Here is a 25120-nt window from a genome sequence, read left to right on the forward strand (position 1 = left end):
TCAACCATCGTTGCGACCAAGGAGTTAGCCATGCAATCGCCGAGCTACGCGTATCAGCAGGATCATGAGATGGACTACAGCGTCGAATTTGGCCGGCGAGAGACGGAGCGTTCGCGTCGTCCGCGTCGCCCGAGTTATTCGCGCGGCGGCAACCGGCCGGTCGTCGTCAACGGCATTCATCGTCGCCGCCACAAGCGTTGCACGTGGTGATTGCATGGGCCCGGGGTCAATCGCCAGCGGCCGACCGAACCGCAAGCGATTCATCGCAGCGCCCGACACGTGCCTTGACGCCGATTGCCTCGCTGCCCGACCCCAAATCAGGCTGCCACCAAAGATCACGAGCTTCGTTCTGCTGTCTCTGACGTCCGACCCCTGACCCTGTTCTCCGCTCCTTCAACCCCCAGCGCCACCCCATGCTATCCACCAACCGACACGTTCTGGCCGGCAGTTTCCGTTGGCCGCTCGTTTGCTGCACTGTTGCCGTTGCATTGATCGCGTGGACAAGCGCCGACAGGGCCGTCGCGCAGTCCTTTTCGCTGTATGACCCGAACATTTCGTCGACCGTGCAAACCGTCACCAGCGCGCCGGTCTCCGATCTGCTGGTGCCCGGGAGCTACGCCGAGGCTGATGGTGTGGAGTTCAGCAATTTTTCGATGACCACCGCGGCATTCGGCGCGGGAGTGGTCTTGCCAACTGCCGCAGACATGGTCATCTCGGCGCCCAACAGCGCGACGCCCGAACTGAAATTCCAAGGCGGACCGTTTCTTGCCCTCAACAACCAATTCGTCGACGTAAGCCTGCAGTTCGACGTGACCGCCCTCGATTCCAATCAGAAGCTGACCACCGCCGAACTCCGCTATACGGGCGGCACCTCCGGCACCGGCAGCGTCGTGTTCAGCGAAGATGTCGACGATATGAGCAACAATCTGCTCGGCGACGGATCCTTTGTGCTGCAGCAAGGATTTTCCGGGTCGTCGAACGCCGGCACGATCGCTTTCGCCGGCCAGCAAGAAATTCAGGTCAGCAAGGATATCGAGCTATTCGGTCAGGCGACCGGCGATTCGGCGACGCTCAGCGATTTCACGCAGACATTCAATGTCACCCCGGCGGCGGTGCCCGAGCCGAGCAGTATCGCCATGGCAATCTTCGGAAGCGCCGGCCTTGGCTGGTTCGGCTGGCGTCGGAAGGGGAAGCGGCGAAACGCGGAGCTTGCATGTATGGCGACGCGATCTTTGCTCGATGTGAGCAGTCCTCGGTTTGCCCGAGTGAACCTGATTCCCGCCTCGGCCTGAGCGGATGCAGCGTGGCATCGCACGAGAGACGCGGCAGTTAACAGTCTCAATTCATCGGACTCCGAACACAGAAGGAGCGCGAATCATGGGCAGCTTCCATAGGGAATCGCACGACCGGAAGAAGTCTGGCGTCGCTCGTGGCCAATCGACCGGTGCGGAAACGGTTCGTTCGTCGCGGCGATTCAGCTATAGCCAAACGAACGGTTGGCAACAAGGTAGCGCCGCTCGCGCTCGCGGCCGGGCCAATCGCCTCGCCGCATTCAACCACCGCTGGTTTGGCCGCTTCGAATAGATGTTGCCGCGGCAACCGTCTTTTCCCTCGTGCGCGTGCCGCTGCAGGCGTGCCGCCGGGTCCGTGTGCCACTGGCTCCGCCAGTGTACGAAGAGCGAGTTCGCCCGGCCGCATCCGCCTGTTTCCGGCAAATCGCGGTCTCCGAGACAAATCTTCAAGCCGCCTCTGTCGCCAGTTGGCCGTCGGCATTCAGGGCGACGATGATGATCCCATGTCGCTCGGCCAGGGCGATGCATCGCGGCTCGTCGATAAGGATGGTTCGCCCAGCTTCGACGGCCAGCAGTTTCGCTCCCGCGGCGGCCATGGTCTCGAGGGTGTCGGGCCCGATCGTGGGAACATCGAACCGCATGTCTTGTTGCGGTTTGGCGACCTTTACGACGGTGAATCCGCCCGTCGGACAAAGCGATCCGGCGCGGCGGATGCATTCGTCGGTCCCCTCGATCGCTTCGAGCGCCAGGGGCGACCGGTTCTTGACGGCGACGCTCTGACCAATGTCGAGCCGACCGAGTTCTTTCGCCAATCGCCAACCGAATTCAATGTCTTGCCGCTGGGCCGCCGAGGGTCCGCGGCGAGTCAATTGTCCGTATTTCACGAGGAGCTCCGGTGCATAGTCGGTGGCCGGCGCCAAACGGATTCCCGCGCGCGCCAAGCCGTCGGCGATTGCGCGCAACAGGGTGTCGTCGCGGCGATCCTTGTGGCGTGCGATGAAAATAGGCCAAAGCATGCGAACCGTTTGCCAGTCGGGCCAATATTTCCGCCATGCCCCTTTTTGGAACAGCCGGACCTTATGGACTTTGCCGACGAAGGTCGCCTCGCGCACGCCCGTTCGCTGCATGAAGCGGATCGCTTTGCCCATCCGCGCCAAGCCGACCCAGGTGAATTCGTCGCACAGATCCGCCAGCGATGGATCGGCATGCTCGGTGATTCCCAATCCGACAACCGTAAATCCTTCGCGACGAAGCGCCGTGGCCACGACGGCCGGATAGTCTCCCCACCCGGCCACCAGCCCGATCTTCACGCGATTCGTCATGGACATGGCAGCGATTTTCATGCGCGCGGGGGGTCGGCTTATCTAACCTTCGTGCGACCGTGTAAGTCGCCGAGGTGCCACGGCTGGCTTGTCCCGGCTTGTTCAGCACCGTGGCCCGGCTCGCAGCGCACACTGCTCGGCGAGCCAGCACGGGCGCCCCGCGATTTTTTTAGGCTGCGGCTTGGCTTCCGCCGCGCGGTTCGCTTTCGTGCGGTTCCGCCGCCGCCAACAATGTTTCGACTTGCCGGTGCAATTCCTTGATCTGTTGCCGCATCTCCGGCAGCCGGCTGAGATGCGCGAATTGCACTTTTTGCTGCCGCAGCGGCACCGCCGGCGCACCGAGCATTTGTGCTCCATCCGGCACGTCGTTGACCACTCCCGACTGCGCCCCGAGCACCGCGCCGGCGCCGATATGCACATGGTCGCGCACGCCGACCTGCCCCGCCATTACGACATAATCGCCCGTGGTCGTGCTTCCGGCGATTCCGACTTGCGAGCAGATCATATTGTGCCGCCCGATGCGGCAGTTGTGGGCGATCATCACTTGGTTGTCGATCTTCGTGCCGTCGCCGATGGTCGTGGCCGAGTAGGTGCCGCGATCGATCGTGGTGCCGGCTCCGATTTCGACATCGCAGCCGATCTCGACGTTTCCCAATTGGGCCGACAGGTGATATTGCCCGCCGGTCATTTTGTAACCGAAGCCATACGCACCAAGCACCGCCGCGGCATGGATCACCGAGCGAGCGCCGACCACCGTGTTTTCATAGAGCACCGCGTTCGGATAGATGGTCACACCGCTGCCGATCTTCGAGCCGGCCCCGACATACACGCCCGCATGAATTGTCGAATGGGGGCCGATCCGCGCGTCGTCGGCCACGGTCGCACCGGGATGCACATCGACATCTCCCGCCAGTTGCGCGGTCGGGCTGACGTGCGCAAAAGGGCTAATGCCAAGCCGCGCCGCGATCCGCACCGGCCGAAAATGGGCCACGATCGTGCCGAACGCTTGATGCACGTCCGCCACCTGGATCGCTGCCGGATGGTCCGGCGAAAAGCCCTCGGGCACCACGACCGCGCCGGCCCGGCTGCGGGCGAGCCGATGCGCTTTTTCGGGATTGTCTAAGAGCGTGATATCGTTCGGCCCGGCATCGGCGAGCGTTGCCGCGCCGGCGATCGGCGTCTCCGCCGAAGCTGGCTGAAGGAGCCGCCCGCCGACCAACTCTGCTAGCATCGCCAGATTCGTCGCCATTCGATCTCCCGTTGCGGTCGTCGTGCGAGCAAGGTGTATAGCAAGGGGATTTTTGCAATCTCCCGATTGAAAAGCCGCGGCATGGTAGCGAGGGGCCGAAAATCGGGCAAGGGAGGTTGGGTCAGGCAACGGTGAGGGTCGCGGGGTTCGGGAACGCGCAAGCGGATATCGACGTGTTACGTGGAGTCTGTAGCTCGCTTGCGGTTTCGCCCGTCGGCGATGCGACGTACTGTTCTCGGCCAATTATTTGACATCCGCTCCCCACACCGCTCCAATGGCGGGCGACATCTCCTCTTGCTGTGTCGATTTAGTTCTCGCACCTCGCGCCGACCCATCGACAGTTTCAACGCCGCTCCGGGGGAAGAATCATGTGCAGGATCCGTGGAACTAAAGTTCGCCGCGATCTGTTTGGGCTGATGGTTGTGCTCCTGGCCGCTTGGGGCGCAGAGGGGTTGCTGGCGCGATCGGCGGCGCTTGCGCAAGCACCGGCCCCACCGCAAGCCGCGCCGGACGATTCACCAATCGCCCGCCCGGAAAGTTCCCAGACGGATCCATTTGGAGAAGACGCTCCGGACGAAAATGCGCCCAAGGCGAAGGACAACGAGATAACGCCTCCGCCGATGGCGCCGGAGATCGGCTTGCCGGCGATCAAGGAGGAAGGGACATACGCCTGCCGCTCGCCAAAACACCGCCGCGAGCTTCTCAAGCAATTCGGCGGCACAAGGGCGACCGAGCGTGCCGCCGCCGCTGCGCTGTATTGGTTGGCGAAGCACCAAATGCCCGACGGCAGTTGGAGCCTGGAAAAATTCCAGAAAATGTGTACCGATAAATCGTGCACCGGTGTCGGCAGCATCGAGTCGCTCTCCGCCGCCACCGGGCTGGGCCTGCTGCCGTTTCTTGCCGCCGGTCAGACCCAGGCCACGAATGGACCGTTCCAACGCAAGGTGGCAGCGGGCGTCTATTGGCTGCTGAACCATCAAAAAAGAGACGGCGATCTCTCGGCCGACGCTGCGTCGCAGATGTATTCCCACGCGATTGCCACGATCGCGCTGTGCGAAGATTATGGAATGACGAAAGACAAGCCGGTCGGCGTGGCCGCCCAGATGGCCGTCAATTTCATCGTCGCCGCGCAAAACCAGAAAACCGGCGGATGGCGCTACCATCCGGGCGAGGAAGGCGATACCTCCGTCCTCGGTTGGCAGATGCAGGCGCTGCACGCCGCCCAAGAGGCCGGTCTTACGGTGAAACCGGCAGCCCTCGATGGCGCCAAAAACTTTCTCGCCTCCTGCCAACCCGCGGAACACGTTGGATGGTTTTGCTATCAGCCCGAAGCAGGCGCGACGCCGCCGATGACGGCCGTCGGTCTTCTCGCAAGCCAAGACTTGAAGATGGACCGAACCGATCCGGTGATTTTGGGTGGCAGCGCGCTTCTGTTGGCGAACCAGCCGCAAGCCGAGAACCGCAACATCTACTATTGGTATTACGCCACGCAGGCGCTCCACAACCTGGCCGGCAAGGAATCGGAATTTACAAGCAACAAGAATTGGGACACTTGGAACCGCAAGATTCGCAAGCTTTTGGTCGAGACTCAAGCTCGCGAAGGCTGCGCCGCCGGAAGCTGGGATCCGGACAAGCCAAACAAGGATGCCTGGGGCCCCTACGGCGGCCGCATCATGCAGACCAGCCTGAGCTGTTTGACGCTCGAAATCTACTATCGCCATCTTCCGGCCGCGCTCCCGGAAAAGCCGTGACGCCGGGAAGTCGTCCGGCGACAACTGAATTTGGTCGAGCCACAATGCATAACCCGAAATTTGCGTCCAGCCGGACGGATTGTTACTCTGGAATCTTCGTCCGAGCTTAGCCCACCTCGATTGCCCGCTGTAGTTCCCCGCCGAGCGAGATTTGAATCTCGCTATTTTCCCGCCCCGCTTCCATCGGATGCGTCGCATTTTCAGTTGCGCCGCATCCACCCGCCACTGATTGGAGTCAGCGATGCGCATTGCTTTTCTTGTTGCTTGGGGATGCTGGCTGGCCTGCGGCGCCGCGATGCCTTCGATGGCCGCCGAAAATACGCCTCGGCTTGATCGTCCGCAGCAAGTTTCGCAGAGGCACGATTCGCCGCAGCAAGATTCGCAGAAGCACGATTGGCCGCAGCATGATTGGCCGCAGTGGGGCGGAACGCTCGATCGCAACATGGTGTCCGACGCCAAAAATTTGCCCATCCGCTTCGATCCTTCGCCGAACGCCGATCCGAAAACAAGCGGCATCAAATGGTCGGTCAAGCTCGGCTCGCACAGCTATGGCAATCCGGTCATTTCCGGCGGTAAGGTGTTCGTCGGCACCAACAACGCCTCGCCGCGCGATCCTAAATACTCCGGCGACCGAAACGTGCTGATGTGCTTCAACGAAGCCGACGGCAAGTTTCTGTGGCAACTGGTCGTCTCAAAAGTGCAGGGCGAAGCTGATTACCACGAGTTGGGAATCTGCTCGTCGCCGACCATCAATGGCCGCCGCGTCTACACCGTCACCAGCCATTGCGAAATTCTTTGCCTCGACGCCAACGGCCTCTACGACGGCAACGACGGTCCGTTTGTCGACGAGGCCCAATATCTGGCCAAGCCGATCGAGCACACGCTTTCCATCGGCCCCAATGGGCCGATTCGCAAGCTTGTTCTGGCCCCGCCGGTGAAGCTCGGCCCGACCGATGCCGACATCCTGTGGCGATACGATTTGCTTACCGGGCAAAAAGTCTGGCCCCACGATGCAACGAGTTGCTCGAGCCTCGTCTACGGCGATCTGGTCTACTTCGGCACCTGCAACGCCAAAACGCAGCATAAATATGTCCCCTATCCAAAGGCCCGGTCGCTGATCGCACTCAACAAACTCACCGGGCAACTCGTCGCTGTTGACGATGCCGATATCGGCAAGGGCATTTTTCACGGCTCGTGGTCGAGCCCTTCGCTGGGCATGGTGAATGGCCGGCCGCTGATCTTCTACGGCGGCGGCGACGGACGCTGCTATGCCTTCGATCCCAAGCCGGTTCCCAATCCCGATCCGTCGAAGCCGGCCATTTTGAAAAACGTGTGGGTCTGCGATTGCAACCCGCCCGACTATCGCGTGAAAGACGGCCGGCCGATCGTGTATCGCAACCGCAAGGGCCCCAGCGAAGTGATCGGCACTCCGGTGTCGTACAACAATCGCGTGTATGTCACGGTCGGCCAAGATCCGCTGCATGGCTCGGGCGTGGGCTGCGTCACTTGCATCGACGCCACGCTCAAGGGCGACATTTCCGCGTCGGGTCGAATCTGGCAATTCCGCGATATCGATCGCTCGCTCTCGACCGTGTCGATCGCCGATGGCTTGCTGTACGTGGGCGATTTCAGCGGCGTCGTGCATTGCCTCGATCTTGAAACCGGCCGGCAACTTTGGAAACACGAAACCGAGTCGTACATGTGGGGCTCGACGCTGGTGGCCGATGGCAAAGTTTACTTCGGCGACAAGACCGGCACGCTTTGGATCCTGAAGGCCGGCCGGGAAAAACAAGTGCTCAACCAAATCAAGTTCTCCGCCCCATTCTGCCAGACTCCGGTCGTCGCCAACGGCGTGCTCTATATCTGCACCGAAGAGCGACTGTACGCGATCCCCACCGGCGCCGCGGCCGAAAATCCCAAACCGCGGAGCAAATGATCCCCGAGCCCGCAGCGCTAGCAAGGAAGTGCGTGGGTGCCATGCCACTGCCCCGAGTGGGCATGCGAACCGCCAATCTACGACATGCCCACGCAAAGCCGTGGGCATGGCACCCCAGAAGGTAAATTTTGATCTCTATGTCTCGGATACGTTTGGTCGCCGCACTCGCCGGCGCGATTTGCCTCTCGCTCCCCGCCGTGGTGTCGGCCCATCCGCTGACGGAAAACGCGGCGGACGTCGTCGTCGGCCCGGATCGGATCACGATCGATGCCCGGATCTCGTCGGAAGAAATCGTGCTCGTTGAAAGCGAGGTGGGCCGGACTTCGACCGATGCGGAATGGCAAGCCGCTGTCGAGCGGCATGCCAAATACGTCGAGCGGCATTTTCATGTGCGCGTCGATGGCCGGGAAGTGCCCGGAACCGCCGAGTTTGCCGCGAAGCCGATTGGCGGCGATTCCGCGAGCGATTCGAGCGACGACCCGGCGCAGCAGCCGATGGTGCCCTACCGCTGGACATGTTCGCTTCCCACCGCTCCGAAGTCGGTCGAGATCGGGCAGGATTTTCTCCGCGAGTTCCCGCGCTGGCATGCCACGGTTTCGCTCCGCACGCGCCGCGTCGACCAATCGGATTTCGAGCTATCGCTTTTGCAGCGCGGCCAAACGGCGCGAATTGCCTGCGAATGGTCGCCTGGCGCCGCGCCGGTTTCCGCCGCGTCGGTTCGCACGGATGTCGACGTTTTCGCGACATTCCGGGCCTATGCCGCGCATGGCATCGAACACATTCTCACCGGCTACGACCATTTGCTCTTCATCACCGCGCTCGTGCTCGCGGCGGGATCGTTGTGGGACTTGATCAAGGTCGTTTCGGCGTTCACGCTCGCCCACACGCTGACGCTCACGCTCTCGGTGTTCAACATCGTCGCCCTGCGGTCGTCGATCGTCGAGCCGATGATCGCGGCGAGCATCGTGTTCGTGGCGGTGCAGAATATGTTTTGGCCGGAGCGCAGTTCCGGCTGGGCCCGGCTGGCAATCGCATTCAGCTTCGGACTGTTTCACGGTCTGGGCTTCGCCGGCGGATTGAAAGACGCGCTGGTCGGAATGCCGAACATCGCACTTTGGCTGGCGCTGATCGCGTTCAGCCTGGGAGTCGAGATCGGGCACCAACTCGTGGTGATACCGATGTATTCATTGCTGTGGGGAGTTCGAAATGCGCGCACCCTCGAGCCGCGCACGGTGCTGCAGACACGAATCCTGAAATTCGGCTCCGCGGGGATTACCCTGGCGGGAATTTATTTTCTTGTCGTAGCGATTTGCGGAATACAAACGTACTGATCCTTGGAAGCCGAGCGGAAAGGCAAGCGACAATGAGCATCCACGATGAAAACCTATCCACGAAGGGCGAAGCGGCACGGCTGACGCGGCGGCGGCTGCTGGGCTCGATCGCGGCCGGCGGGGCCGTGGCGGCGGCTTCGGCGCTGTTGCCGCCGAATGTGCGGCGGGCCCTGGCCGAGCCGGCCCCGAAGAAGGCATCGCTCCGCGATATCAAGCATCTCGTGCTGCTGATGCAGGAGAACCGTTCGTTCGATCACTATTTCGGCACGCTCGCCGGCGTGCGCGGCTTCGAGGATCCGGATGTCCTTAAGTTACCCAATGGCAAGACTGTGTTTCATCAGCCCGACGCCGAGCATCCCAACGGTTATCTGATGCCGTTTCATCTCGACACGCGCAAGACCAACGCGCAAAAACTTCCCTCGACCAGCCACGCCTGGGAAGTGCAACACCATGCCTGGAACGGTGGAAAGATGGACAGTTGGTTGTCGGCCCATCGCCAGGCCGACGGCGACAAGGCGCCGTATGTAATGGGCTATCACACGCGCGACGACATTCCATTTCAATTCGCGCTCGCCGAGGCGTTCACCATCTGCGATGCGTATCACTGCTCCGTGATGGGCCCGACCTGGCCGAACCGCATGTTTTGGATGACCGGCACGATCGATCCGGAGGGAAAAGGGGGCGGCCCGTTGACCAGCAATCGCGTCATTCCCAAGGGATTCCGCTGGCCAACCTATGCCGAGCGATTGGAAACAGCGGGAGTGAGTTGGAAGGTCTACCAGCAGCACGACAACTATGGCTGCAACATGCTCGAGAATTTTCGCGCCTTTCGCGAAGCCCCCAAGCACTCCCCTTTATATCTCAAAGGGATGAAGCGCGAGCCGGACGGAACGTTCGAGCACGACGCGGTGAACGACAAGCTGCCGCAAGTCTCGTGGATCATTCCCACGGGCAGGGCATCGGAACATCCCGATTTCATGCCTGCGGCGGGCGCGGCGTTCGTCGCCAGCAAGATCGACGCCATCGCCGCGAATCCGGAGGTGTGGGCCAAGACGGCGTTTGTGCTGAACTACGACGAAAACGACGGCATTTTCGACCATGTGCCGCCCCCGGTGCCGCCCGCCGGCACGCCCCAAGAATTCATCCGCGGATTGCCGATCGGCGGCGGATTCCGTGTGCCGTGCATCATCGTCTCGCCGTGGACCGCCGGCGGCTGGGTTTGCAGCCAGACGTTCGATCACACCTCGGTGTTGCAGTTGCTGGAGAAATTCACGGGCGTGGCCGAGCCAAACATTTCCGCATGGCGGCGGCACACCTTCGGCGATCTCACCGCGGCCTTCCGCTTCGAATCGGAGCGGTCCGCTCCGCCGAAACTGCCCGAGACCGCAACGGAGCTGCATCTGGCCGAGCACAACGCGGCCCATTTGCCGAAGCCGCCCGTCCCGAGCGGATTGCAGGCCCTCCCGAAGCAAGAAAAGGGTTCCCGCAAGCGGATTCAACACGGCGATCATTGAACCGCGAGTACGGCCGTCGCGTCGCGATCAACGCCTGCGCCGCCCACCGAGGGTTCGCCGCAATCGGCCGAACCAGATCCGCCCCGCCGATCGTCATCGATCGCTCTTATGAGTTGCCGATGTTTTTCCGGCGAGCCGCATCACGACGGTTCCGCCAGTTGGCGCCCGCATGCTTCACAAGCGCCTGCTCGGCCGCGACGAATCCTCGGCCGGCGGCAGCGAGTCCGGAAGTCCCAGTTGAGCCAATCGTGTGAGACCTTTGCCGACCGCCCGTATGCCTTCGCAACAATACTGCTTCTGCTCGGATTAGTCAGCGTACGTGTGGAACGCGTCTGCGGCACGGACCAGCAGCACCGGGGGCGTCGTCGGATCGAGCATGTAGGAATTGCAGCGCCGCAGAATCTCGGGCCACCGCTTCGAGCGATTCGAGCGGCTCCATCGAAAGCACGGCATGCGAGCCGTCGGAAAAAGCACGGCAGTCATCACCACACAACGAAAACGCGGCGGAACAAAACCATCGCAAAGCGTTCGGCCTTCAGGCCGAGAAGAGCGCGTCGCCGAGATGCTTCAACGGGCCGCTCAAGCCCGGAGCTGATCGCGCGCCAAAGATTCGTCGTCCGGCAGATCACGCTGGGCGATGAGGCGGGTGAGCGTATTGGGATGGATGCCCAGAAGCTTGGCGGCGCGGCCCTTGTGCCCACGCGTCGCGCCGAGAGCCTGGCGGACGGCTTCGTCGCGCAGCCGTGTCAAATTGAAAAATGGCAGCGATCCCGAGGCATGCGCGGCCGGACCGGAATTCGGCAGGCAGGGATTCGATTCCAGCACATACGACTGCTCGATCACGTGCGACAACTGCCGGATATTGCCCGGCCAATCGTATTCACAAAATTGGCGAAGCGTTTCCGGATCGGGGCGCCACACCGATCGATGGTATTTCGCCGCGTTTCGGGCCGAGAAGAACGCGATCAGTTCCGGAATGTCGTCCAAGCGTTGCCGTAGCGGCGGGACACGCAGTTCCACCATGTTGAGCCGATAAAACAGATCCTCGCGAAAACGGCCGGCGAGCACTTCGGCCTCGAGGTCGCGATTCGTGGCGGCGATCACCTGCACGCTAATCGGCTCCGGATGTGCGGCGCCGACGGGGGTGACCTCGCGTTCTTGCAAGACACGGAGCAATTTCGGCTGCAGTTCGAGCGGCATTTCGCCGATCTCGTCGAGAAATGCAATTCCTCCCTCGGCAGCTCGAAACACGCCAAGCGAACTGCCCAAGGCGCCCGTGAACGCTCCGCGCTCGTGGCCGAACAGTTGGCTTTCGGCGAGCGAAGTCGTCAGGGCGGCACAATTGACAGGCACGAATGGCTTGTTCGCCCGTGGGCCGCCGCTATGGACGACGCGGGCCCAGATCTCTTTTCCGGTGCCCGTCTCGCCGGAGATCAGCACCGTGCACTCGACTTCGGCAGCCCGGCTGGCGTGCTGCGCTACCCGGCGGATCCCAGCATTACAACCGAGCACCCATTCGAGTTCGGGCTGACGACGCGTAGCCGGCGGTGCGGACTCGGCCCGCGCGCCCACCCCGTTCACCGATTCACCGAATAAATTCTTCACTTCGAAAAGTCCGCTGGCGAAGGCATTGTCCTAAGGAAGCGTCATAGAATTGCAACGGACATCGACATTTGCAGTTCACAGCACAAACCAACTTCACAGCCGACTTCAAAACGACGCAAGTCGTCGATTAATGCAAAAATCTGTTCGGCGCGAACCACTCGCTCCAGCCCAGTTCGACAAGCGGGCAATCCACGGGCGGCTCGAGATTTGACGGCATGCCGGACGCAGCCAATCCAACTTCAACCGCCAAAGAAAGAGGCTCAGTCGTATCGACAACGGCGAATCAACTGTAGCGCTTGTTGCGCCGGCGATGGATGCCGTTGAAGCCCGCAGGACGTGATGTCCGGGCATGCTCCGGCCGCCGCGATCGCGGCCGCTCAACCGACTCCGGCTTGCGAACCTTAACTTGGTAGTCCAACTCTTGCTCGTTGTAATAATCATTTGCCGCGTTCACAGTATGTTCCCTTATTGATGAAGCGCCACCAAACTCTCTCCCCGACGACTCGATTTCCAACCCGGCCAATGGCGCGCCTCATTCGTTCCACGACCAAAGTCGATCGGCTAACGCGCGCTTTCGGCGAACACCCTCTTTGCAAGCACCGTTCCAAAACCCGGCTGAATAGCGAGAGAAGTCGCAGACCATTCGCTCATATAGAGTTGCGGCTAGAAGCCGGCATTTTCAAACAATCCAAAGAACCGTGCCGTCTTCACCATTTTGAGTGATATCGAGGTCGCAAAATCAACGCATCGCTAGCCGAGCAAACGGTTTATGAAGCAAACACTGAACTAGTGCGATATCACTGAATCGGTGAGAGGGGGGTAATGGTCAGCGAGAAGCGTCCCAGTCCGCGGACGAGGGCTCGAGCGCGTCCGGAAATTCACGGCCTGGAATATGGGCTTATGGGCTGTCGAAACAGCGCCGTGCGCTGGGTAGATCTTATGCAAAGGTGCGGCGCCCTTGTCCCGCACGAATGAGCACCGAGATAGGCACACGACGCAAAACGCGCGATCGTGCCCAGTCGCCCCTGCATCCAGTCGCATGAAATCAAACGCAGCGCCCTTGTGGCAGAGGACGGGGCGGGGGTCGGCAAGAAGTTATTTTCGGCCGACCCTTCTTACGATCGCTCGTCAGAAAGAATAGCGCTTGTTTCGACGGCGGTGCTTGCCGTTAAAGCCGGCATTGGTCGACTTTCGAGATCGCTCGGGTCCGCGCCGGCGACGACTCGAGTTATCGCGCTGACGCTCATTCGCAGAAGGCAACGTCGATTCCGAGTCGTCGAATATGAACGAATTGGCCGAGTTCACGAGTTGGGCTCCGTTTGTCACTCTTTGCCGCGGGCAAGAAACGACGACCATCAGCACACCTTCGGACAAGAACTTCGACCGACCTCGACTTCGCAAAAGTCATTCCGCAATTGACGCGAATCAGCAGTTGCTTGTAACCAACTGCGGCGATTCGCTTTAGACAAATAAGTCCCAAATGGACGAACCTTCGACCTGCCACACAGATGTGCTAAATTTCTATGGTCAATGTTGCAACTCGTTGAACATACGGTTCTTGCGGCGATTCCCAAAAACAGTGACATCTCACCAAAATAGTGATTATCGGCTCTTTCCCCTTCTGCCGAATGTGGCATCGCTTTGCTGCGTTACAGGGCTGCTCCGGACCGGTGCGTGCGGTTTCAAGTGCGCGACGAACAGCCAGTCCGCTCGTTTGCGGTGGCATGCCCGTTTCCCAAGCAACGAACTGATCTCCGTTCTGCCTCGACCAATGCGCCTGGTCGATCGAAATTTGTCGTTCGATATCTGGCGATACTGTTTCGACTTGCGGAGTTTCGATTATTCGAGCGACAGCGAATCAACAGCGTCCGGTATATCCCTTGCTTGAAAAACCTTGAATCGTGTTGGCCGCTTCAGAGCGCCATCGTTCAAGACGCGAACAATCTGAGTAGTTGCAAAAGGAGAATTTCATGATCAAGAAATTGGCGAAGTGGGCAGGAGCATTCGCGGCAGCGGCTGCCGCGGCACTGGTCGGGGGCCACGTGGCCTTCGCAGATCCGCCGGTGCGAGTAGAACCACGGGCTCCCGAAGCCGTGCGTGAAGCGCCCCGTGAAGCGGTGCGCGACAACCGCGCGGCGGTGCGCGACGCCCGGATCGACCGTCGCGCTCGTCGGGCGCCGGGTGAGCTGGGACTGAGAATTGGGGCCGTGGCCGATCGGGGGCTAGCGATCGCGAACCTCGTCACCAACAGCGTGTTCTACGATGCGGGACTACGGCCGAGCGATTACATCGTCTCGGTCGACGGACATCGGATCGTCGCCCCGGGCGACTTTGACCGGTATCTCTATGCTGCTGGCCCGGATCAACCGGTGCAGATCGTGGTCTGGCGGAACGGTGCGGACCAAACGCTCACCATTCAACCCTCCGTTCTGTATGCGAATGACGCCTACGACAACGATCTGAACAATTTCGGCGTCGAATTCGACCCGCAATACACCAATCAGTTGCTCATTCGCCGCGTGCTTCCCGGGTCGCGCGCCTATCTGTCCGGCCTTCGGGATGGCGATGTGATCACGGGTTGGAATGGTCAGCGCATTCGCTCGCCGCAAGAATTCGCGAAAGTGATTCACGACGAAAAGCCGGGGCGCGTTGCGTTCGACTATAACCGCGGCTCGAAGACAATGCAGGGGAATGTTACATTCGATCGTCGCGACGAACGCACACCGAACGCCGCCGGGACCCAACCGGCCGACCGGACTGCTCAACGCGATACTCGACCCATAGAGCCGTCGCGGGTAGGCCCAACTCCCCGCGAACCGACCCCGACGGTCACTCCGCCGGCAAATCCGCGCGAAACCACGCCGACGGTCACCCCGCCGACGAATCCGCGCGAGCCGATCCCGACGGTTACACCGCCGGCTGGTCGCGAGCCGGGTCAGACCACGCCTCCGGCTGGTCGCGAACCGCCGCGAACCAATCCGCCTGCGGAAGGCCGAGCGCCGTCTGCGGCACCGCGCGCTGAAGCGCCGCGCCCGGCCGAGGCCCCGCGCCCGGCCGCACCGGCATCTCGCGAAGGAACCGCACCCGGTGCGAAATAACGCTTGTCGCTCGAATGACTATGCGTCAAACGTCCGGCTTGGGACCGCTCCAAGCCGGACGTTTTTTTGTTGATGGACTACGGGGCTGAGATCCACAAGCTTTAAAGGTTTACAGTCGGCGGGGCAGGCCTTTGAAGCCAGGCAGAAAGTCCGTATATCGGATTGATAGGAATGGGCGGGCAAGCTTGTCGCCTTTTCGCGGACTAGCTTTAGATTGATGGCCCGATCGTTCTTGTCTGCGCGCGTCAGGCAAGCGTTTTTTAGGGCCGGGATTACCCCCGCCCGCAGTTGCCGCGATGTCCAATCAGCCTGCACGAATTCAACAGTTCCATTCGATCCTCGATGTCTTCTCGCGATTGACCGATACAATCGCGATCATCGGCAGCTTGCTTTTGCTGGGTATGCACGGGCCCGTGCTATCGGGCGAGGACCTGTGGCTCGCGGCGATTTTAGCGGTGATCGTCTACTATATTGCCGCTGAAGTGACCGGACTGTTTCGAAGTTGGCATGGAGCCACCGCCGAGCGGGAATTGGGATGCACCCTGCTGACGTGGGGACTTACGGTTCCGATTCTGCTGGCGATCGGCTTCTGGACGGGCTCGATCGGCGCGGGCCGCGGCGAACTGTCGCGTGGCGGATTGTTGCGCTGGTTGCTATTGGCGCCGGCGATGATGGCGGCCGGGCGGATCGGCTACCGCACCGCGCTCCGGCTGGTGCGGCGGCGCGGCTGGAACTCCAGGGGGTTCGCCATCGTCGGGGCCAATGAACTCGGCTTTCAATTGGCTCGCAACATCGAAATTTCGCCGGAAATGGGCCTGAAGCTTGTCGGATTTTTCGACGACCGGCCGCCAGAACGGCGGGCCACGATTCCCGGCGATGTTGGGAATTGTGTCGGAAACCTCGACGATCTTTTGGCCCACGCCAGCGACGGCCGGGTTCACATGATCTACATCACGCTGCCGCTCCGCGCTGAACAGCGGATCAAAAGCGTGCTGGCACGACTTGCCGACACGACGGCTTCGGTCTATGTCGTGCCGGATTTTTTCGTGTTCGAATTGTTGCATTCGCGGTGGACCAATATCGGCGGCCTGCCGGCGGTAAGCATTTTCGAAACCCCGCTCTACGGTGTCGGCGGCGCGGTCAAGCGTGTGCTCGATATGGCGCTGGCGAGCGTGTTTCTGATTGTCGCCGGATTGCCGATGTTGGCGATTGCCGTGTCGATCAAGCTCACTTCACGCGGCCCGGTCTTTTTCAAGCAAAAGCGCTACGGTCTCGACGGCCGGCCGATCGATGTTTGGAAGTTTCGCACGATGAAGGTGTGCGAAAGCGGCTCAGCCGTCGTGCAAGCCACCAAGTCCGACCCCCGGATTACGCCGCTCGGATCGTTCTTGCGGCGAAGTTCGCTCGATGAATTGCCGCAATTGTTTAACGTGATCGAGGGAAATATGTCGTTGGTAGGCCCCCGGCCGCACGCCAACGTTCACAACGAACTGTATCGCAAGCAAATCCAAGGCTACATGCTTCGCCACAAGGTGAAGCCGGGAATCACAGGCCTGGCCCAAGTCAATGGCTGGCGCGGTGAAACCGACACGCTGGATAAAATGCAGAAGCGTGTCGAATGCGATCATCAATACATCCGCGACTGGTCTCCCTGGCTCGACATGAAGATTCTCATGCGAACCATCGCGGCGGTTTTGACGAGGCAAAATGCGTACTGAAGAGGGGCGATCTTGCGGCCGCGCATGGCTGAGCTTGCGGCATAGGAACCGCTACAAACCGACACGAACTCGTGCATTTTGCATTAATTTCTGCGGGGAGCCGCAAAGCTGCCGGAAATATGTACTAGATTTTAAGTACATCCTGACTTCTCCACCCTAACCTAGTGAGTTCCTTCATGCGTCGATTTTGCCAGTTTGTTCGGTTCTTCATCCGCAAAGAAGATGGGCCCACGTCCGTAGAATATGCCGTCATGCTCGCACTGATCGTGTTGGTCTGCATGTCGGCCATCAAAACGCTGGGCACGAACACGAAAACGACGTTTTCCAATATGTCGTCCTCGCTGGGAAGTTGAACCGGCGTAGGGGCAGTTCTCTCGGTGCGACAGTGCGCGGGCGGTTTTTCCGCATCAGAAAGTCGGCCGGGCACAAGGGGTTTTGGCCCTATTGCGACACGCATCGGCGCGCGACCGCACTCTAGCTGCTCTTCTGCCGTGTTCCCCCGCTTGTTAGAATCCCCCGCTTTCTCGGCTCCCGAGACCGGGTGTGCTAGCGCGGAGGAACCGGATGCGAACGGCGGCATCGTGGCTGCTTCTGTTTGCGGTCGCATTGAGCGGCTGCGCGTCGCTGCGCGCCGATCGCCCCGAACTGCCAGCCCGCAATGCGGTGCGGCTCGATCAACTGGTGATCCACAGCAATTTCGAACTGCCGAAGCATCATCGGCTGTTGGAAGAGGTGCAGGCGCTGCGTTGGGACATCGTCTCGAAGCTCGACCTGACGCCCTCCGACGAGCCAATTCACGTGTATCTGTTCGAGAATGACGAGCAGTTCAAGGCGTATGTGCACAGCAAATTTCCAAGCTTCCCCGACCGCCGGGCATTTTTCGTAGAAACCGAAACGCAACTCAGCGTCTACGCCCAATGGGGCGAACATGTGGCCGTCGATCTGCGACACGAAGTAACTCACGGCTATTTACACTCGATGGTGCAAAACCTGCCGCTGTGGCTCGACGAAGGGCTCGCGGAATATTTCGAAGTGCCCCGGGGAACGCACGGCTATCACCGAGTGAACATCGACGACCTGACGGCCAATCTGCAAGCCGGCCGATGGCGGCCCGATATCCATCGCTTGGAAGCGCTGAAATCGGTCGCGGAAATGGGCCGCACGGAATATGCCGAATCGTGGGCGTGGGTGCATTTGCTCCTGGAAACCGAACCCGCCCGCCGCGATCTCTTGCGGGGCTACCTCGCCAGCCTGCGCCGCGAAGCCGCCTCGGAGCCGCTCTCGTACCGGCTGCACCAGGCAAACCTCGACAATCCGGCCCTGCTGTTGGCCCACCTGCAAACCCTCTCCGCGGCCACCGTGGCCGAACCGTCGCCTCCGCCCCGACGCCGCCTCCTATTCAGAGAGTAGCAGGCCGCTTCGATCAACCGGGAGGTTTGAGTTCCCAGCCGCACCGCGCGCCGCATCGCCGGCCCTATAATTTGGCCGGCGGGTCAACTACGCTGAATGCCTGGTGCACACCTGATCTGGCATTCGATGGTTGTCGCATGGCTGTAGCGCGAGGAATGGCGGCCGAATTGGCCAAGCTGCTGGCCGATGTGGCCGCGCCTGTCTACCTGCTCGACGAACGGCGAAGGATCGCCTATTGCAATCGGGCTTGCGCCGAATGGCTTGCAATGCCCGCGGAAGAACTCATTGGCAAGCCGTCCGTCTACGCTTCTTCCACCGATCCGGTCGCGGAGCCGATCTTGGCCCGGGTGGCAGGGCTTTGCCCGCCGCCGGAAGTTTTTGCCGGCGTGCGAAGCGTGGCATGGATCTGCTGCGCGCATGACGACGGCCGGCTGCTGCGTCGCCGTGCCGAATTCATTCCGCTCGCCGACGACGCCGGCGGCTGGCCGGCGATCATAGCCGTCGCCGAAGCGAACGATCTATCGCCGAAAGATGCCAATCTTGCCGGCAACGCGCTGCCCGAGTCATCCGCCGAACCGGCCGACGAATCGCTGATCCTGCATGCGCAGTTGCAACAAATCCACCACGAGTTGCGCCAGTTGCGCCAAATGGAACGTTTGGTGGGAGACAGCCCGGCAATGGTGCGCGTGCGCGCGCAGGTGCAACTTGCGGCGGCGAGCATGGCATCGGTGCTCGTCGTGGGCCCCGCGGGAAGCGGGCGGCAATATGTCGCCAGGGCCATCCACTACGCCCGGCGCGATTCGGATACCGGCTCGCTCGTGCCACTTTCTTGCTCTCTTTTGGGAACGGATTTGCTTCGCTCGACACTATCGGTATTACTCGGCCGCGAAGGCGCCGAGCACCGCTCGGCCGATACGCTGTTATTGACCGATGTCGACGAACTTCCTGCCGAAGTGCAGGCCGAATTGGCCGGGCATTTGAAGCACTCTGCGTCGCCGCTGCGCATTGTCGCGACGTCGAAGACGCCGCTCGACGAATTAGCAGCCAATGACCGGTTCCTCACCGAGTTGGCGTGTGCATTGTCGACCGTAGTCATTCATTTGCCGCCGCTGGCGGAGCGACGCCAGGACATCCCGCTACTGGCACAGGCGATTGTCGAGGAGTTGAACGCCGCGGGCGGAAAGCAACTTCGCGGCTTTTCGCCCGAATCGCTCGATCAATTGTCGGCATATGGCTGGCCCGGCAATATCGACGAACTGGCGGCAATCGTTCGCCAGTCGCACGGCAATGCCGAGGGGAGCCAGATTCTGCCGGCGGATCTTCCACGGCGAATGCATCTGGCCGCGGCCGCCGGCCGTATTTCGCGTCGCGAACCCCCGCCCGTCGATTTGGAATCATTCTTGAGCGGGATCGAACGTGAATTGATCGAACGGGCCATGCGGCTGGCCAAGGGAAACAAGACGAAGGCCGCACGGCTATTGGGCCTCACCCGCCCGCGGCTTTATCGCCGGCTGGTGCAATTGGGCCTTGAAGCGGAAGACGGGCAAATCCCAAATGACGATTGACGACGCACTTCGAACAACGGCCGAATGGCGGAGCATGGACGACAAGGATCGATTGCCGGACCGACTCCGATTCGTCGCTTGCGAGCGTTCCGGCGATTGGGCGGCCCTGCTGCGGATGTCGCTAAATGCATCCACGGTTCGACTCTGCGAAACGCGAACACTCGAGGATTGTTGGAACCAGTTACTCCAATTTCCAACGTCGATCGCGATGATCGAACTGACCGCGGCCAATGCGAAGCAGCTCGTGGCCACTTTGCTGCGATTGCAACGCGATCTGCCGGAAGCACGGGCGATTGTCGTAGCGAAACGGCAGTTGGCCGGTCATGGACGATTGATGCGCGAAGCCGGCGCGATTCATTTTGTAATTTCGCCACGCTCGCTCGCCGCCGTTGCCGACATCGTGCGGCGGCGCCGGATCGAGTTGGACGTTGCGGCTATCCACGAGATCGACGACACGGTCGATCCCCAGCCCGCCATCATCGCCAACTTGCCGTGGTCGGTGTAGGGGCTGTCCGACCTATCGAGTGGTTGAATTTAATTTGCCGGCAGCACGTTAAAGCGTGAACTCCAACTGTTGGAGTTCACGCTTTAGCGTGCTGGTCCACTGGCAGACGCGGTGGTATCCAAGGTACAAAGCGTATTGCACAAGCCGACAAACAATCGCCCTGGAGAATCGCGATGGCCGAAGGCCAATTGACGGAAGCGGCCGTTCAAACCGTGTTGGCGGAATTCAAAGACCCGGAAACCGGCCGTAGCGTCGCCGAGATGGGGCAGGTTCACGATCTGCGGCTGCATCACGGCGCGCTTTCGCTAACGCTCGCGCTGACCACGCATTCCGCCCCGCTGTGGCGCGAAACACAGGCCGAGCTGACCGAACTGCTGCGGGCAAGATTCACCGAATTGAAAGATGTGAAAGTCGAGCTGTCGGTCCATCATCGGCCGCCGGCAAAGCTCGGCCAGATGGGCTTGATGGTGAAGAGCGTAATTGCCGTCGGCTCGGGCAAAGGGGGCGTCGGCAAGAGCACGATCGCCACCTGTTTGGCGCTCGCGCTCAAGCGAGCCGGCGCTTCGGTCGGGCTCATGGATGCCGACGTTTACGGACCAAGCGTGCCGCACCTGTTGGGAATCACCGCCAAGCCCGAGGCGCGCGATGGCCGGATTTTGCCGGTCGAAGCTGCGGGGATGCGCGTGATTTCGATGGGGTTTTTTGTTCCGGCGGGTGAGGCCGTCGTGTGGCGGGGTCCGATGTTGCATGGCGCGATCACGCAGTTTTTGCGCGACACGCTATGGGGCGAACTTGATTACCTGGTGATCGACATGCCGCCCGGCACCGGCGACATCGCTCTGACGCTTTCGCAATTGCTGCCGCTCACCGGTGCGGTGGTGGTTTGTACTCCGCAAGATCTCGCGCTCTTGGATGCGGTGAAGGCGATCGCCATGTTTCGCAAGGTGCAGATCCCGGTGTTGGGGATGGTCGAAAACATGAGTTATTTTCTTTGCCCGAGTTGCGGCAAGCGCTACGATATTTTCGGGTCGGGAGGGGCGGCCCGGCGAGCCGCCGAGCTTGCGATTCCCTTCCTGGGCGAGGTGCCGATTCATATCTCGATCCGCGAGAATGGCGACGCCGGTCAAACGTCGCGCGACTTCGACGAGCCAGCCACGGCCGGCTTTTTCGAAGCGATCTGCCACCGGCTGGTAAGAAACCTTGCAGACGCGAATCGCCGCAAACCTCCGTTGCCGTCGTTGCCTGTGCTGTAGAAACCAAAACGGTTCTGGCTCGGCTAGAACCAAGTTCTTGCACGAGCGCGTACATGCGGTTTCGTGGAAAGACGGCTCGCCGCCGCCGGAATCCGCGGGCGCGTTAAGCTCGGCCGAAAAGTAACTTCCGCTTTTCAAAACCCCACAGCCTGCCTTCGCCCGCAAGGCCAGAGAGGTCTGTGGAGAAGTTGTTTTTCGCCGAGCCTTAGGCTTCCGGCTCGCCCTCGACGGCGCCAAAGAGGCCGGCGTCGATTCCGAACCGAACGAGATCGGGAAGCGAGTTCGCCCCCAGCTTCCGCATCAGCCGCGCGCGCCGGCTTTCGGCCGCCCGCCGCGTGACGCCAAGCACTTCTGCAATGTGGCGATTGCTATTCCCGGAAAGCAGCAAATCGAGAACTTGTCGCTCAGGCCCGGTCAGTCGCGACAGGCGCTCGAGTTGTGATCGTCGATGTTCGTGAACGGCTCGATCAGCGGCATCGCGTTCGATCGCGGTGCGAATCGATTCCCAAAGCTCGGTTTCGCTGATGCTCTGCTTGAGCATGAAATTGACCGCTCCCATCCGTTTCGCGCGCACGACGGTGGGCACATCGGCCTTGGCCACGACGAAAATGATTGGCGGTGAAATTGGCATCGCCTTGAGCCGCTGTTGAACATCCAGCCCCGACATATCGGAGAGCCGCACTTCCAAGACCAGGCAGCCGGGGCGTTCGGAATCGAACTGGCGAAAAAATTCCTCTCCGGAGCTAAACCAACAGATCTCGAGCCCCATCGATTTTCCGAGCGCTGAGACGGTGTGGACAAAAGCCGCATCGGCGTCAATGATGAAAATCGTGGTTGCCGGTGGCACAGAGTTGCCTTCGATCTACAAGCATCTGACCAATTGTGCCCCGCGAACTTTTATCGGCGGAGTCGCCGAGACCCGTCACGGTTGATTTTGGAGACGCTTGTGGCCCCACTAGAAGGCTATCTTACCTTCGAGTCGTTTTATGCCCGAAGAGCGCAAAACCACGTTCCGCAGACGATTGTCCACGCTCTAACAGCATCTACCTGTGGATGTCCTGCAAATGCACGATGCAAATGCGCGATTCACGCAATGCAGAGCAAGCGAACGCAAACGAAGAGCCGCGAAAAGACCGTGGCGGGCTCAGGGATTCAGAAGTTGCGAAATGAGCTAAGCGGCGGGCACCAGGATCGCCGACTGCCGGTCGCTATTCGCCACAAGTAGCATCCTATCGCATCGCCGCATGCAGCGGCGAGAGGATTGACCACGGGGCGCATGCGTCTTTCCACGTTGAGCAGCAGCCGGCGTTTCGAACACACCTTGCCAGCCAAAAGATCTGCGCCGCGATGTCCAAACCAGGACGCCTTCGGAAGCAGTTCCCGCAATTATCCAACTTGGGATCGGCCGAAAAATAACTTCTCCGCAGCGGACTCGCCCCTTGCGGGAGAAGGCGGGTGAGGAGTTTCAAAAAAAAAGCGGAAGTTGTTTTCCGGTCGACCTTGTCATTCCTGCGGCCCCATGCCCGCGTCCGACGCTAGCCGCACCAGTTCCGGCAGCGAATCGACTTCGAGTTTTTGCATGATCCGCGACCGGCGATCTTCCACCGCGCGACGACTTACGCCCAAATTCGAAGCGATCGTCTTATTTGGGCGGCCTACCAGAATCAGCTCGAGCACCTGTTTCTCGGCCGGTGTGAGCCGGTCCATGCGAGCTAGAATTTTCGCGTGCTTGGCATGCTCGGCGCGATGCTTGGCATCCTCGGCGACCGCTTTCTGAATTGCATCGCACAGTTCCATTTCGCTGAGCGTCTTCTGAAAGAATCCAGCCGCTCCCCGCTGCATCGCGCGAATGGCGGTTGGCACATCGGCATGGCCGGTCAAAATGATGATCGGCACACACAAGGGCTCTTTCGACAACCGCTCTTGCAACGACAGACCGCTGATATTCGGCATACGGACGTCGAGCAGCAAAACCCCGGGCGCCTGCGAGTCGAACTGATTCAAGTAATCCAGGCCGCTGGAAAAACATTTCGACTTCAATCCGATCGAAATGAGCAACACCGACATCGATTCAGAATAGGCCGGGTCATCATCAACGATGTATACGATCGGTTCGCGATTCATGGCGACCCCTGTCCGCTCAAAACTGGCAGAAGAATTGAAGCGAAATGCCGCTTCCGTCGCAAGAAGGCGGGCGAAGTCCGCCGAAATGCGCGGATCGGAAGTCGATTATGCCGACTTTTACTGTCCCCTGACCAACCGCTTGCCGCGCGGAGGAGGCACGCGTCACCTCCGTTAGACGGCGGAATTCCGCCTATACGTGCGCCATGGCATGACTGTTTTGCCACTGCGACGTGGATTTCATCTCGCCGATCAATCCCCATTCGCTGTATTGTGGGGCTTGCGTAATTTTCTGCAAGTGCGGTGCCAAAACGGCGCTGCGGAAAAAGGCAATTGGGCCAGAATTCTTTGAAATGCCATAAAACCCAGAGGAAAAGTCGCTCGCTGCCGAGGAAAAACCTCGAACCGCCGACGACGGCTGCGGACTCGATGCCGACCGCATTCTCGCCAAAGCCATCGTTCGTCGTATTGAGTCGCGGCGAACGTGCGAGCGTCGAGCTTGCGAACACCGCTTCCCGCGTTCGCCCAAGCAAGCGACGACGCATGCGGCAAGGCCACGATGGCCGCGGCGCAGGGCTACGAAACCGCCGACTGGTGGCGGGCTCTGTTGGTGTTCGCTCTGACCATCGGCTGGCGCATTGAAGAGATTTTGCAATTCAAACGGGACGACCTGGACCTGGACACCGGCGCGATTATGACCCGCGCGGCGACGAACAAGGGGAAGCGCGACGACTGCGATTATCTCCCGCCGACGGCAATCGACCACCTGAAACGCCTTGCCCATTTCGGGCCGATGGTATTCTTCTGGCCGCACGACCATCGGGACGCTATGGGTTGAATTCCACTGGATTCAAAAGGCGGCTGGAATCAATCTGCCATGCCCTTATGCCGATCGGCACGAATGCACCGACTGCTGCCACTGCTACGGCTTCCACGCGTTGCGGCGCGGCTATGCGACGCTGAACGCGGACCGCATGCCCGCCCCGGTGTTGCAGAAGAAAATGCGGCACAAGTCTTTCACGACCACGCTGCGATACATCCAACTATCCGACAAGATGAAGAAAGCGACAGAGGCGGTTTTCGTGCCAGACTTTTTGATCACCAAGGCGAGCGGCTGAACCGTGGAAGTTTGAAAACGGGTGGCAGTTTTTTGGAAGGTTGAAAACCGCGAATCGACGTAAGTCATTAGGCCCGCCTGGACTCGAACCAGGAACCAACAGATTATGAGTCTGCTGCTCTAACCGATTGAGCTACGGGCCCGCCTCCCTGGCGAGACTAACAGAGCCCTAGCGGGTTCGCAAACCCCGTCCGGGAATTTGGGAATTTGCCGCTCTTGGCGGCGGGGATAGCAAACGGTTGCAATGCAGAGGCCGTAGTACGCCGCCCTGGATGCGTGCGGCAATTTCGTCTGACCGGCATTCAGCCACCGACGGCGAGCCGTCATAGTGGT

23 protein-coding genes and 1 tRNA gene are annotated in these 25120 nt (G+C 60.7%); 16 read left to right on the forward strand and 8 right to left on the reverse strand.

Translation table 11 applies throughout. The features are described 5' to 3' along the window. Positions 1-30 precede the first annotated feature (30 nt). From VHX65_12175 to VHX65_12185, 3 genes are all read left to right on the forward strand, one after another. The gene (locus VHX65_12175) at positions 31-210 is read left to right on the forward strand and encodes a hypothetical protein (protein HEX3999300.1); all 180 of its coding nucleotides are present in this window, start codon (positions 31-33) and stop codon (positions 208-210) included. A gap of 203 nt (positions 211-413) precedes the next feature. Next, positions 414-1292 carry a PEP-CTERM sorting domain-containing protein gene (locus VHX65_12180; protein HEX3999301.1) on the forward strand — a complete coding sequence of 293 codons (879 nt, stop codon included), beginning with the start codon at positions 414-416 and terminating at the stop codon, positions 1290-1292. An 85-nt stretch (positions 1293-1377) separates the two neighbouring features. Continuing rightward, the gene (locus tag VHX65_12185) at positions 1378-1584 is read left to right on the forward strand and encodes a hypothetical protein (GenBank protein HEX3999302.1); all 207 of its coding nucleotides are present in this window, start codon (positions 1378-1380) and stop codon (positions 1582-1584) included. Positions 1585-1738: 154 nt separating this feature from the next. Here VHX65_12185 and lpxI read toward each other — a convergent pair whose 3' ends face one another. Next, a complete protein-coding gene (gene lpxI / locus VHX65_12190) occupies positions 1739-2620 on the reverse strand; it encodes a UDP-2,3-diacylglucosamine diphosphatase LpxI (protein ID HEX3999303.1) in 882 nt (293 codons plus the stop codon). 163 nt (positions 2621-2783) lie between these two features. Beyond that, positions 2784-3863: a UDP-3-O-(3-hydroxymyristoyl)glucosamine N-acyltransferase gene (gene lpxD / locus VHX65_12195; protein ID HEX3999304.1), complete on the reverse strand. Its 1080-nt coding sequence runs from the start codon at positions 3861-3863 to the stop codon at positions 2784-2786. 368 nt (positions 3864-4231) lie between these two features. Between lpxD and VHX65_12200 the strand changes: the two genes are divergently transcribed. From VHX65_12200 to VHX65_12215, 4 genes are all read left to right on the forward strand, one after another. After that, positions 4232-5614: a prenyltransferase/squalene oxidase repeat-containing protein gene (locus VHX65_12200; protein HEX3999305.1), complete on the forward strand. Its 1383-nt coding sequence runs from the start codon at positions 4232-4234 to the stop codon at positions 5612-5614. Positions 5615-5855: 241 nt separating this feature from the next. Next, on the forward strand, positions 5856-7550 hold the full coding sequence (locus VHX65_12205; GenBank protein ID HEX3999306.1) for a PQQ-binding-like beta-propeller repeat protein: 1695 nt from the start codon (positions 5856-5858) through the stop codon (positions 7548-7550). A 137-nt stretch (positions 7551-7687) separates the two neighbouring features. Continuing rightward, a complete protein-coding gene (locus VHX65_12210; protein HEX3999307.1) occupies positions 7688-8881 on the forward strand; it encodes a HupE/UreJ family protein in 1194 nt (397 codons plus the stop codon). Between the two features lie 32 nt (positions 8882-8913). After that, positions 8914-10395, forward strand: a complete 1482-nt coding sequence (locus VHX65_12215; protein ID HEX3999308.1) for a phospholipase C, phosphocholine-specific — start codon at positions 8914-8916, stop codon at positions 10393-10395. Positions 10396-10701: 306 nt separating this feature from the next. Here the strand turns inward: VHX65_12215 and VHX65_12220 are convergent, their stop codons facing one another. The 3 genes from VHX65_12220 to VHX65_12230 form a co-directional block, all read right to left on the reverse strand. Continuing rightward, positions 10702-10848: a hypothetical protein gene (locus VHX65_12220; GenBank protein HEX3999309.1), complete on the reverse strand. Its 147-nt coding sequence runs from the start codon at positions 10846-10848 to the stop codon at positions 10702-10704. Between the two features lie 126 nt (positions 10849-10974). Further along, on the reverse strand, positions 10975-12000 hold the full coding sequence (locus VHX65_12225) for a sigma-54 dependent transcriptional regulator (protein ID HEX3999310.1): 1026 nt from the start codon (positions 11998-12000) through the stop codon (positions 10975-10977). Positions 12001-12283: 283 nt separating this feature from the next. After that, positions 12284-12454 carry a hypothetical protein gene (locus VHX65_12230; protein ID HEX3999311.1) on the reverse strand — a complete coding sequence of 57 codons (171 nt, stop codon included), beginning with the start codon at positions 12452-12454 and terminating at the stop codon, positions 12284-12286. 1516 nt (positions 12455-13970) lie between these two features. On the opposite strand from VHX65_12230, the gene VHX65_12235 reads away from it, so the two are divergent. The 7 genes from VHX65_12235 to VHX65_12265 all read left to right on the forward strand — a co-directional run bounded on the left by VHX65_12235 (position 13971) and on the right by VHX65_12265 (position 21549). After that, positions 13971-15098, forward strand: coding sequence for a PDZ domain-containing protein (locus VHX65_12235; protein ID HEX3999312.1), 1128 nt, complete (start codon positions 13971-13973; stop codon positions 15096-15098). Positions 15099-15394: 296 nt separating this feature from the next. Then, positions 15395-16816: an undecaprenyl-phosphate glucose phosphotransferase gene (locus VHX65_12240; protein HEX3999313.1), complete on the forward strand. Its 1422-nt coding sequence runs from the start codon at positions 15395-15397 to the stop codon at positions 16814-16816. Between the two features lie 176 nt (positions 16817-16992). Next, a complete protein-coding gene (locus tag VHX65_12245; GenBank protein ID HEX3999314.1) occupies positions 16993-17169 on the forward strand; it encodes a Flp family type IVb pilin in 177 nt (58 codons plus the stop codon). Positions 17170-17380: 211 nt separating this feature from the next. Then, positions 17381-18226 (forward strand): DUF1570 domain-containing protein, encoded by an 846-nt coding sequence (locus VHX65_12250; protein ID HEX3999315.1) that lies wholly within the window; start codon positions 17381-17383, stop codon positions 18224-18226. Positions 18227-18363: 137 nt separating this feature from the next. After that, positions 18364-19791, forward strand: coding sequence for a sigma 54-interacting transcriptional regulator (locus VHX65_12255; protein HEX3999316.1), 1428 nt, complete (start codon positions 18364-18366; stop codon positions 19789-19791). Then, the gene (locus tag VHX65_12260) at positions 19781-20296 is read left to right on the forward strand and encodes a hypothetical protein (GenBank protein ID HEX3999317.1); all 516 of its coding nucleotides are present in this window, start codon (positions 19781-19783) and stop codon (positions 20294-20296) included. The genes VHX65_12255 and VHX65_12260 overlap by 11 nt, the downstream gene beginning before the upstream one ends. Before the next feature lie 173 nt (positions 20297-20469). After that, on the forward strand, positions 20470-21549 hold the full coding sequence (locus VHX65_12265; GenBank protein ID HEX3999318.1) for an Mrp/NBP35 family ATP-binding protein: 1080 nt from the start codon (positions 20470-20472) through the stop codon (positions 21547-21549). A 205-nt stretch (positions 21550-21754) separates the two neighbouring features. Here VHX65_12265 and VHX65_12270 read toward each other — a convergent pair whose 3' ends face one another. Both VHX65_12270 and VHX65_12275 read right to left on the reverse strand, forming a co-directional pair. Next, entirely contained in the window at positions 21755-22396 is a 642-nt protein-coding gene (locus VHX65_12270; GenBank protein ID HEX3999319.1) for a response regulator, read from the reverse strand. A gap of 656 nt (positions 22397-23052) precedes the next feature. Then, positions 23053-23673 carry a response regulator gene (locus tag VHX65_12275; protein ID HEX3999320.1) on the reverse strand — a complete coding sequence of 207 codons (621 nt, stop codon included), beginning with the start codon at positions 23671-23673 and terminating at the stop codon, positions 23053-23055. Between the two features lie 556 nt (positions 23674-24229). On the opposite strand from VHX65_12275, the gene VHX65_12280 reads away from it, so the two are divergent. Both VHX65_12280 and VHX65_12285 read left to right on the forward strand, forming a co-directional pair. Further along, positions 24230-24508 (forward strand): hypothetical protein, encoded by a 279-nt coding sequence (locus VHX65_12280; GenBank protein HEX3999321.1) that lies wholly within the window; start codon positions 24230-24232, stop codon positions 24506-24508. Continuing rightward, positions 24447-24788: a hypothetical protein gene (locus VHX65_12285; GenBank protein ID HEX3999322.1), complete on the forward strand. Its 342-nt coding sequence runs from the start codon at positions 24447-24449 to the stop codon at positions 24786-24788. The genes VHX65_12280 and VHX65_12285 overlap by 62 nt, the downstream gene beginning before the upstream one ends. 68 nt (positions 24789-24856) lie before the next feature. Here the strand turns inward: VHX65_12285 and VHX65_12290 are convergent. Next, positions 24857-24930, reverse strand: a tRNA-Ile gene (locus VHX65_12290). Positions 24931-25120 lie beyond the last annotated feature (190 nt).

It is taken from the genome of Pirellulales bacterium (genome assembly GCA_036267355.1).
Lineage (GTDB): Bacteria > Planctomycetota > Planctomycetia > Pirellulales > DATAWG01 > DATAWG01.

What these genes read in the sequence shown, in the direction of transcription:
- VHX65_12280 (HEX3999321.1), top strand. Translation starts at nt 24,230, where the DNA reads ATGGCCGCGGCGCAGGGCTACGAAACCGCCGACTGGTGGCGGGCTCTG.
- VHX65_12200 (HEX3999305.1), top strand. Translation starts at nt 4,232, where the DNA reads ATGTGCAGGATCCGTGGAACTAAAGTTCGCCGCGATCTGTTTGGGCTG.
- VHX65_12260 (HEX3999317.1), top strand. Translation starts at nt 19,781, where the DNA reads ATGACGATTGACGACGCACTTCGAACAACGGCCGAATGGCGGAGCATG.
- VHX65_12185 (HEX3999302.1), top strand. Translation starts at nt 1,378, where the DNA reads ATGGGCAGCTTCCATAGGGAATCGCACGACCGGAAGAAGTCTGGCGTC.
- lpxD (HEX3999304.1), bottom strand. Translation starts at nt 3,863, where the DNA reads ATGGCGACGAATCTGGCGATGCTAGCAGAGTTGGTCGGCGGGCGGCTC.
- VHX65_12245 (HEX3999314.1), top strand. Translation starts at nt 16,993, where the DNA reads ATGCGTCGATTTTGCCAGTTTGTTCGGTTCTTCATCCGCAAAGAAGAT.
- VHX65_12255 (HEX3999316.1), top strand. Translation starts at nt 18,364, where the DNA reads ATGGCTGTAGCGCGAGGAATGGCGGCCGAATTGGCCAAGCTGCTGGCC.
- VHX65_12220 (HEX3999309.1), bottom strand. Translation starts at nt 10,848, where the DNA reads ATGCCGTGCTTTCGATGGAGCCGCTCGAATCGCTCGAAGCGGTGGCCC.
- VHX65_12205 (HEX3999306.1), top strand. Translation starts at nt 5,856, where the DNA reads ATGCGCATTGCTTTTCTTGTTGCTTGGGGATGCTGGCTGGCCTGCGGC.
- VHX65_12265 (HEX3999318.1), top strand. Translation starts at nt 20,470, where the DNA reads ATGGCCGAAGGCCAATTGACGGAAGCGGCCGTTCAAACCGTGTTGGCG.
- VHX65_12175 (HEX3999300.1), top strand. Translation starts at nt 31, where the DNA reads ATGCAATCGCCGAGCTACGCGTATCAGCAGGATCATGAGATGGACTAC.
- lpxI (HEX3999303.1), bottom strand. Translation starts at nt 2,620, where the DNA reads ATGTCCATGACGAATCGCGTGAAGATCGGGCTGGTGGCCGGGTGGGGA.
- VHX65_12250 (HEX3999315.1), top strand. Translation starts at nt 17,381, where the DNA reads ATGCGAACGGCGGCATCGTGGCTGCTTCTGTTTGCGGTCGCATTGAGC.
- VHX65_12235 (HEX3999312.1), top strand. Translation starts at nt 13,971, where the DNA reads ATGATCAAGAAATTGGCGAAGTGGGCAGGAGCATTCGCGGCAGCGGCT.
- VHX65_12180 (HEX3999301.1), top strand. Translation starts at nt 414, where the DNA reads ATGCTATCCACCAACCGACACGTTCTGGCCGGCAGTTTCCGTTGGCCG.
- VHX65_12210 (HEX3999307.1), top strand. Translation starts at nt 7,688, where the DNA reads ATGTCTCGGATACGTTTGGTCGCCGCACTCGCCGGCGCGATTTGCCTC.
- VHX65_12215 (HEX3999308.1), top strand. Translation starts at nt 8,914, where the DNA reads ATGAGCATCCACGATGAAAACCTATCCACGAAGGGCGAAGCGGCACGG.
- VHX65_12275 (HEX3999320.1), bottom strand. Translation starts at nt 23,673, where the DNA reads ATGAATCGCGAACCGATCGTATACATCGTTGATGATGACCCGGCCTAT.
- VHX65_12240 (HEX3999313.1), top strand. Translation starts at nt 15,395, where the DNA reads ATGTCCAATCAGCCTGCACGAATTCAACAGTTCCATTCGATCCTCGAT.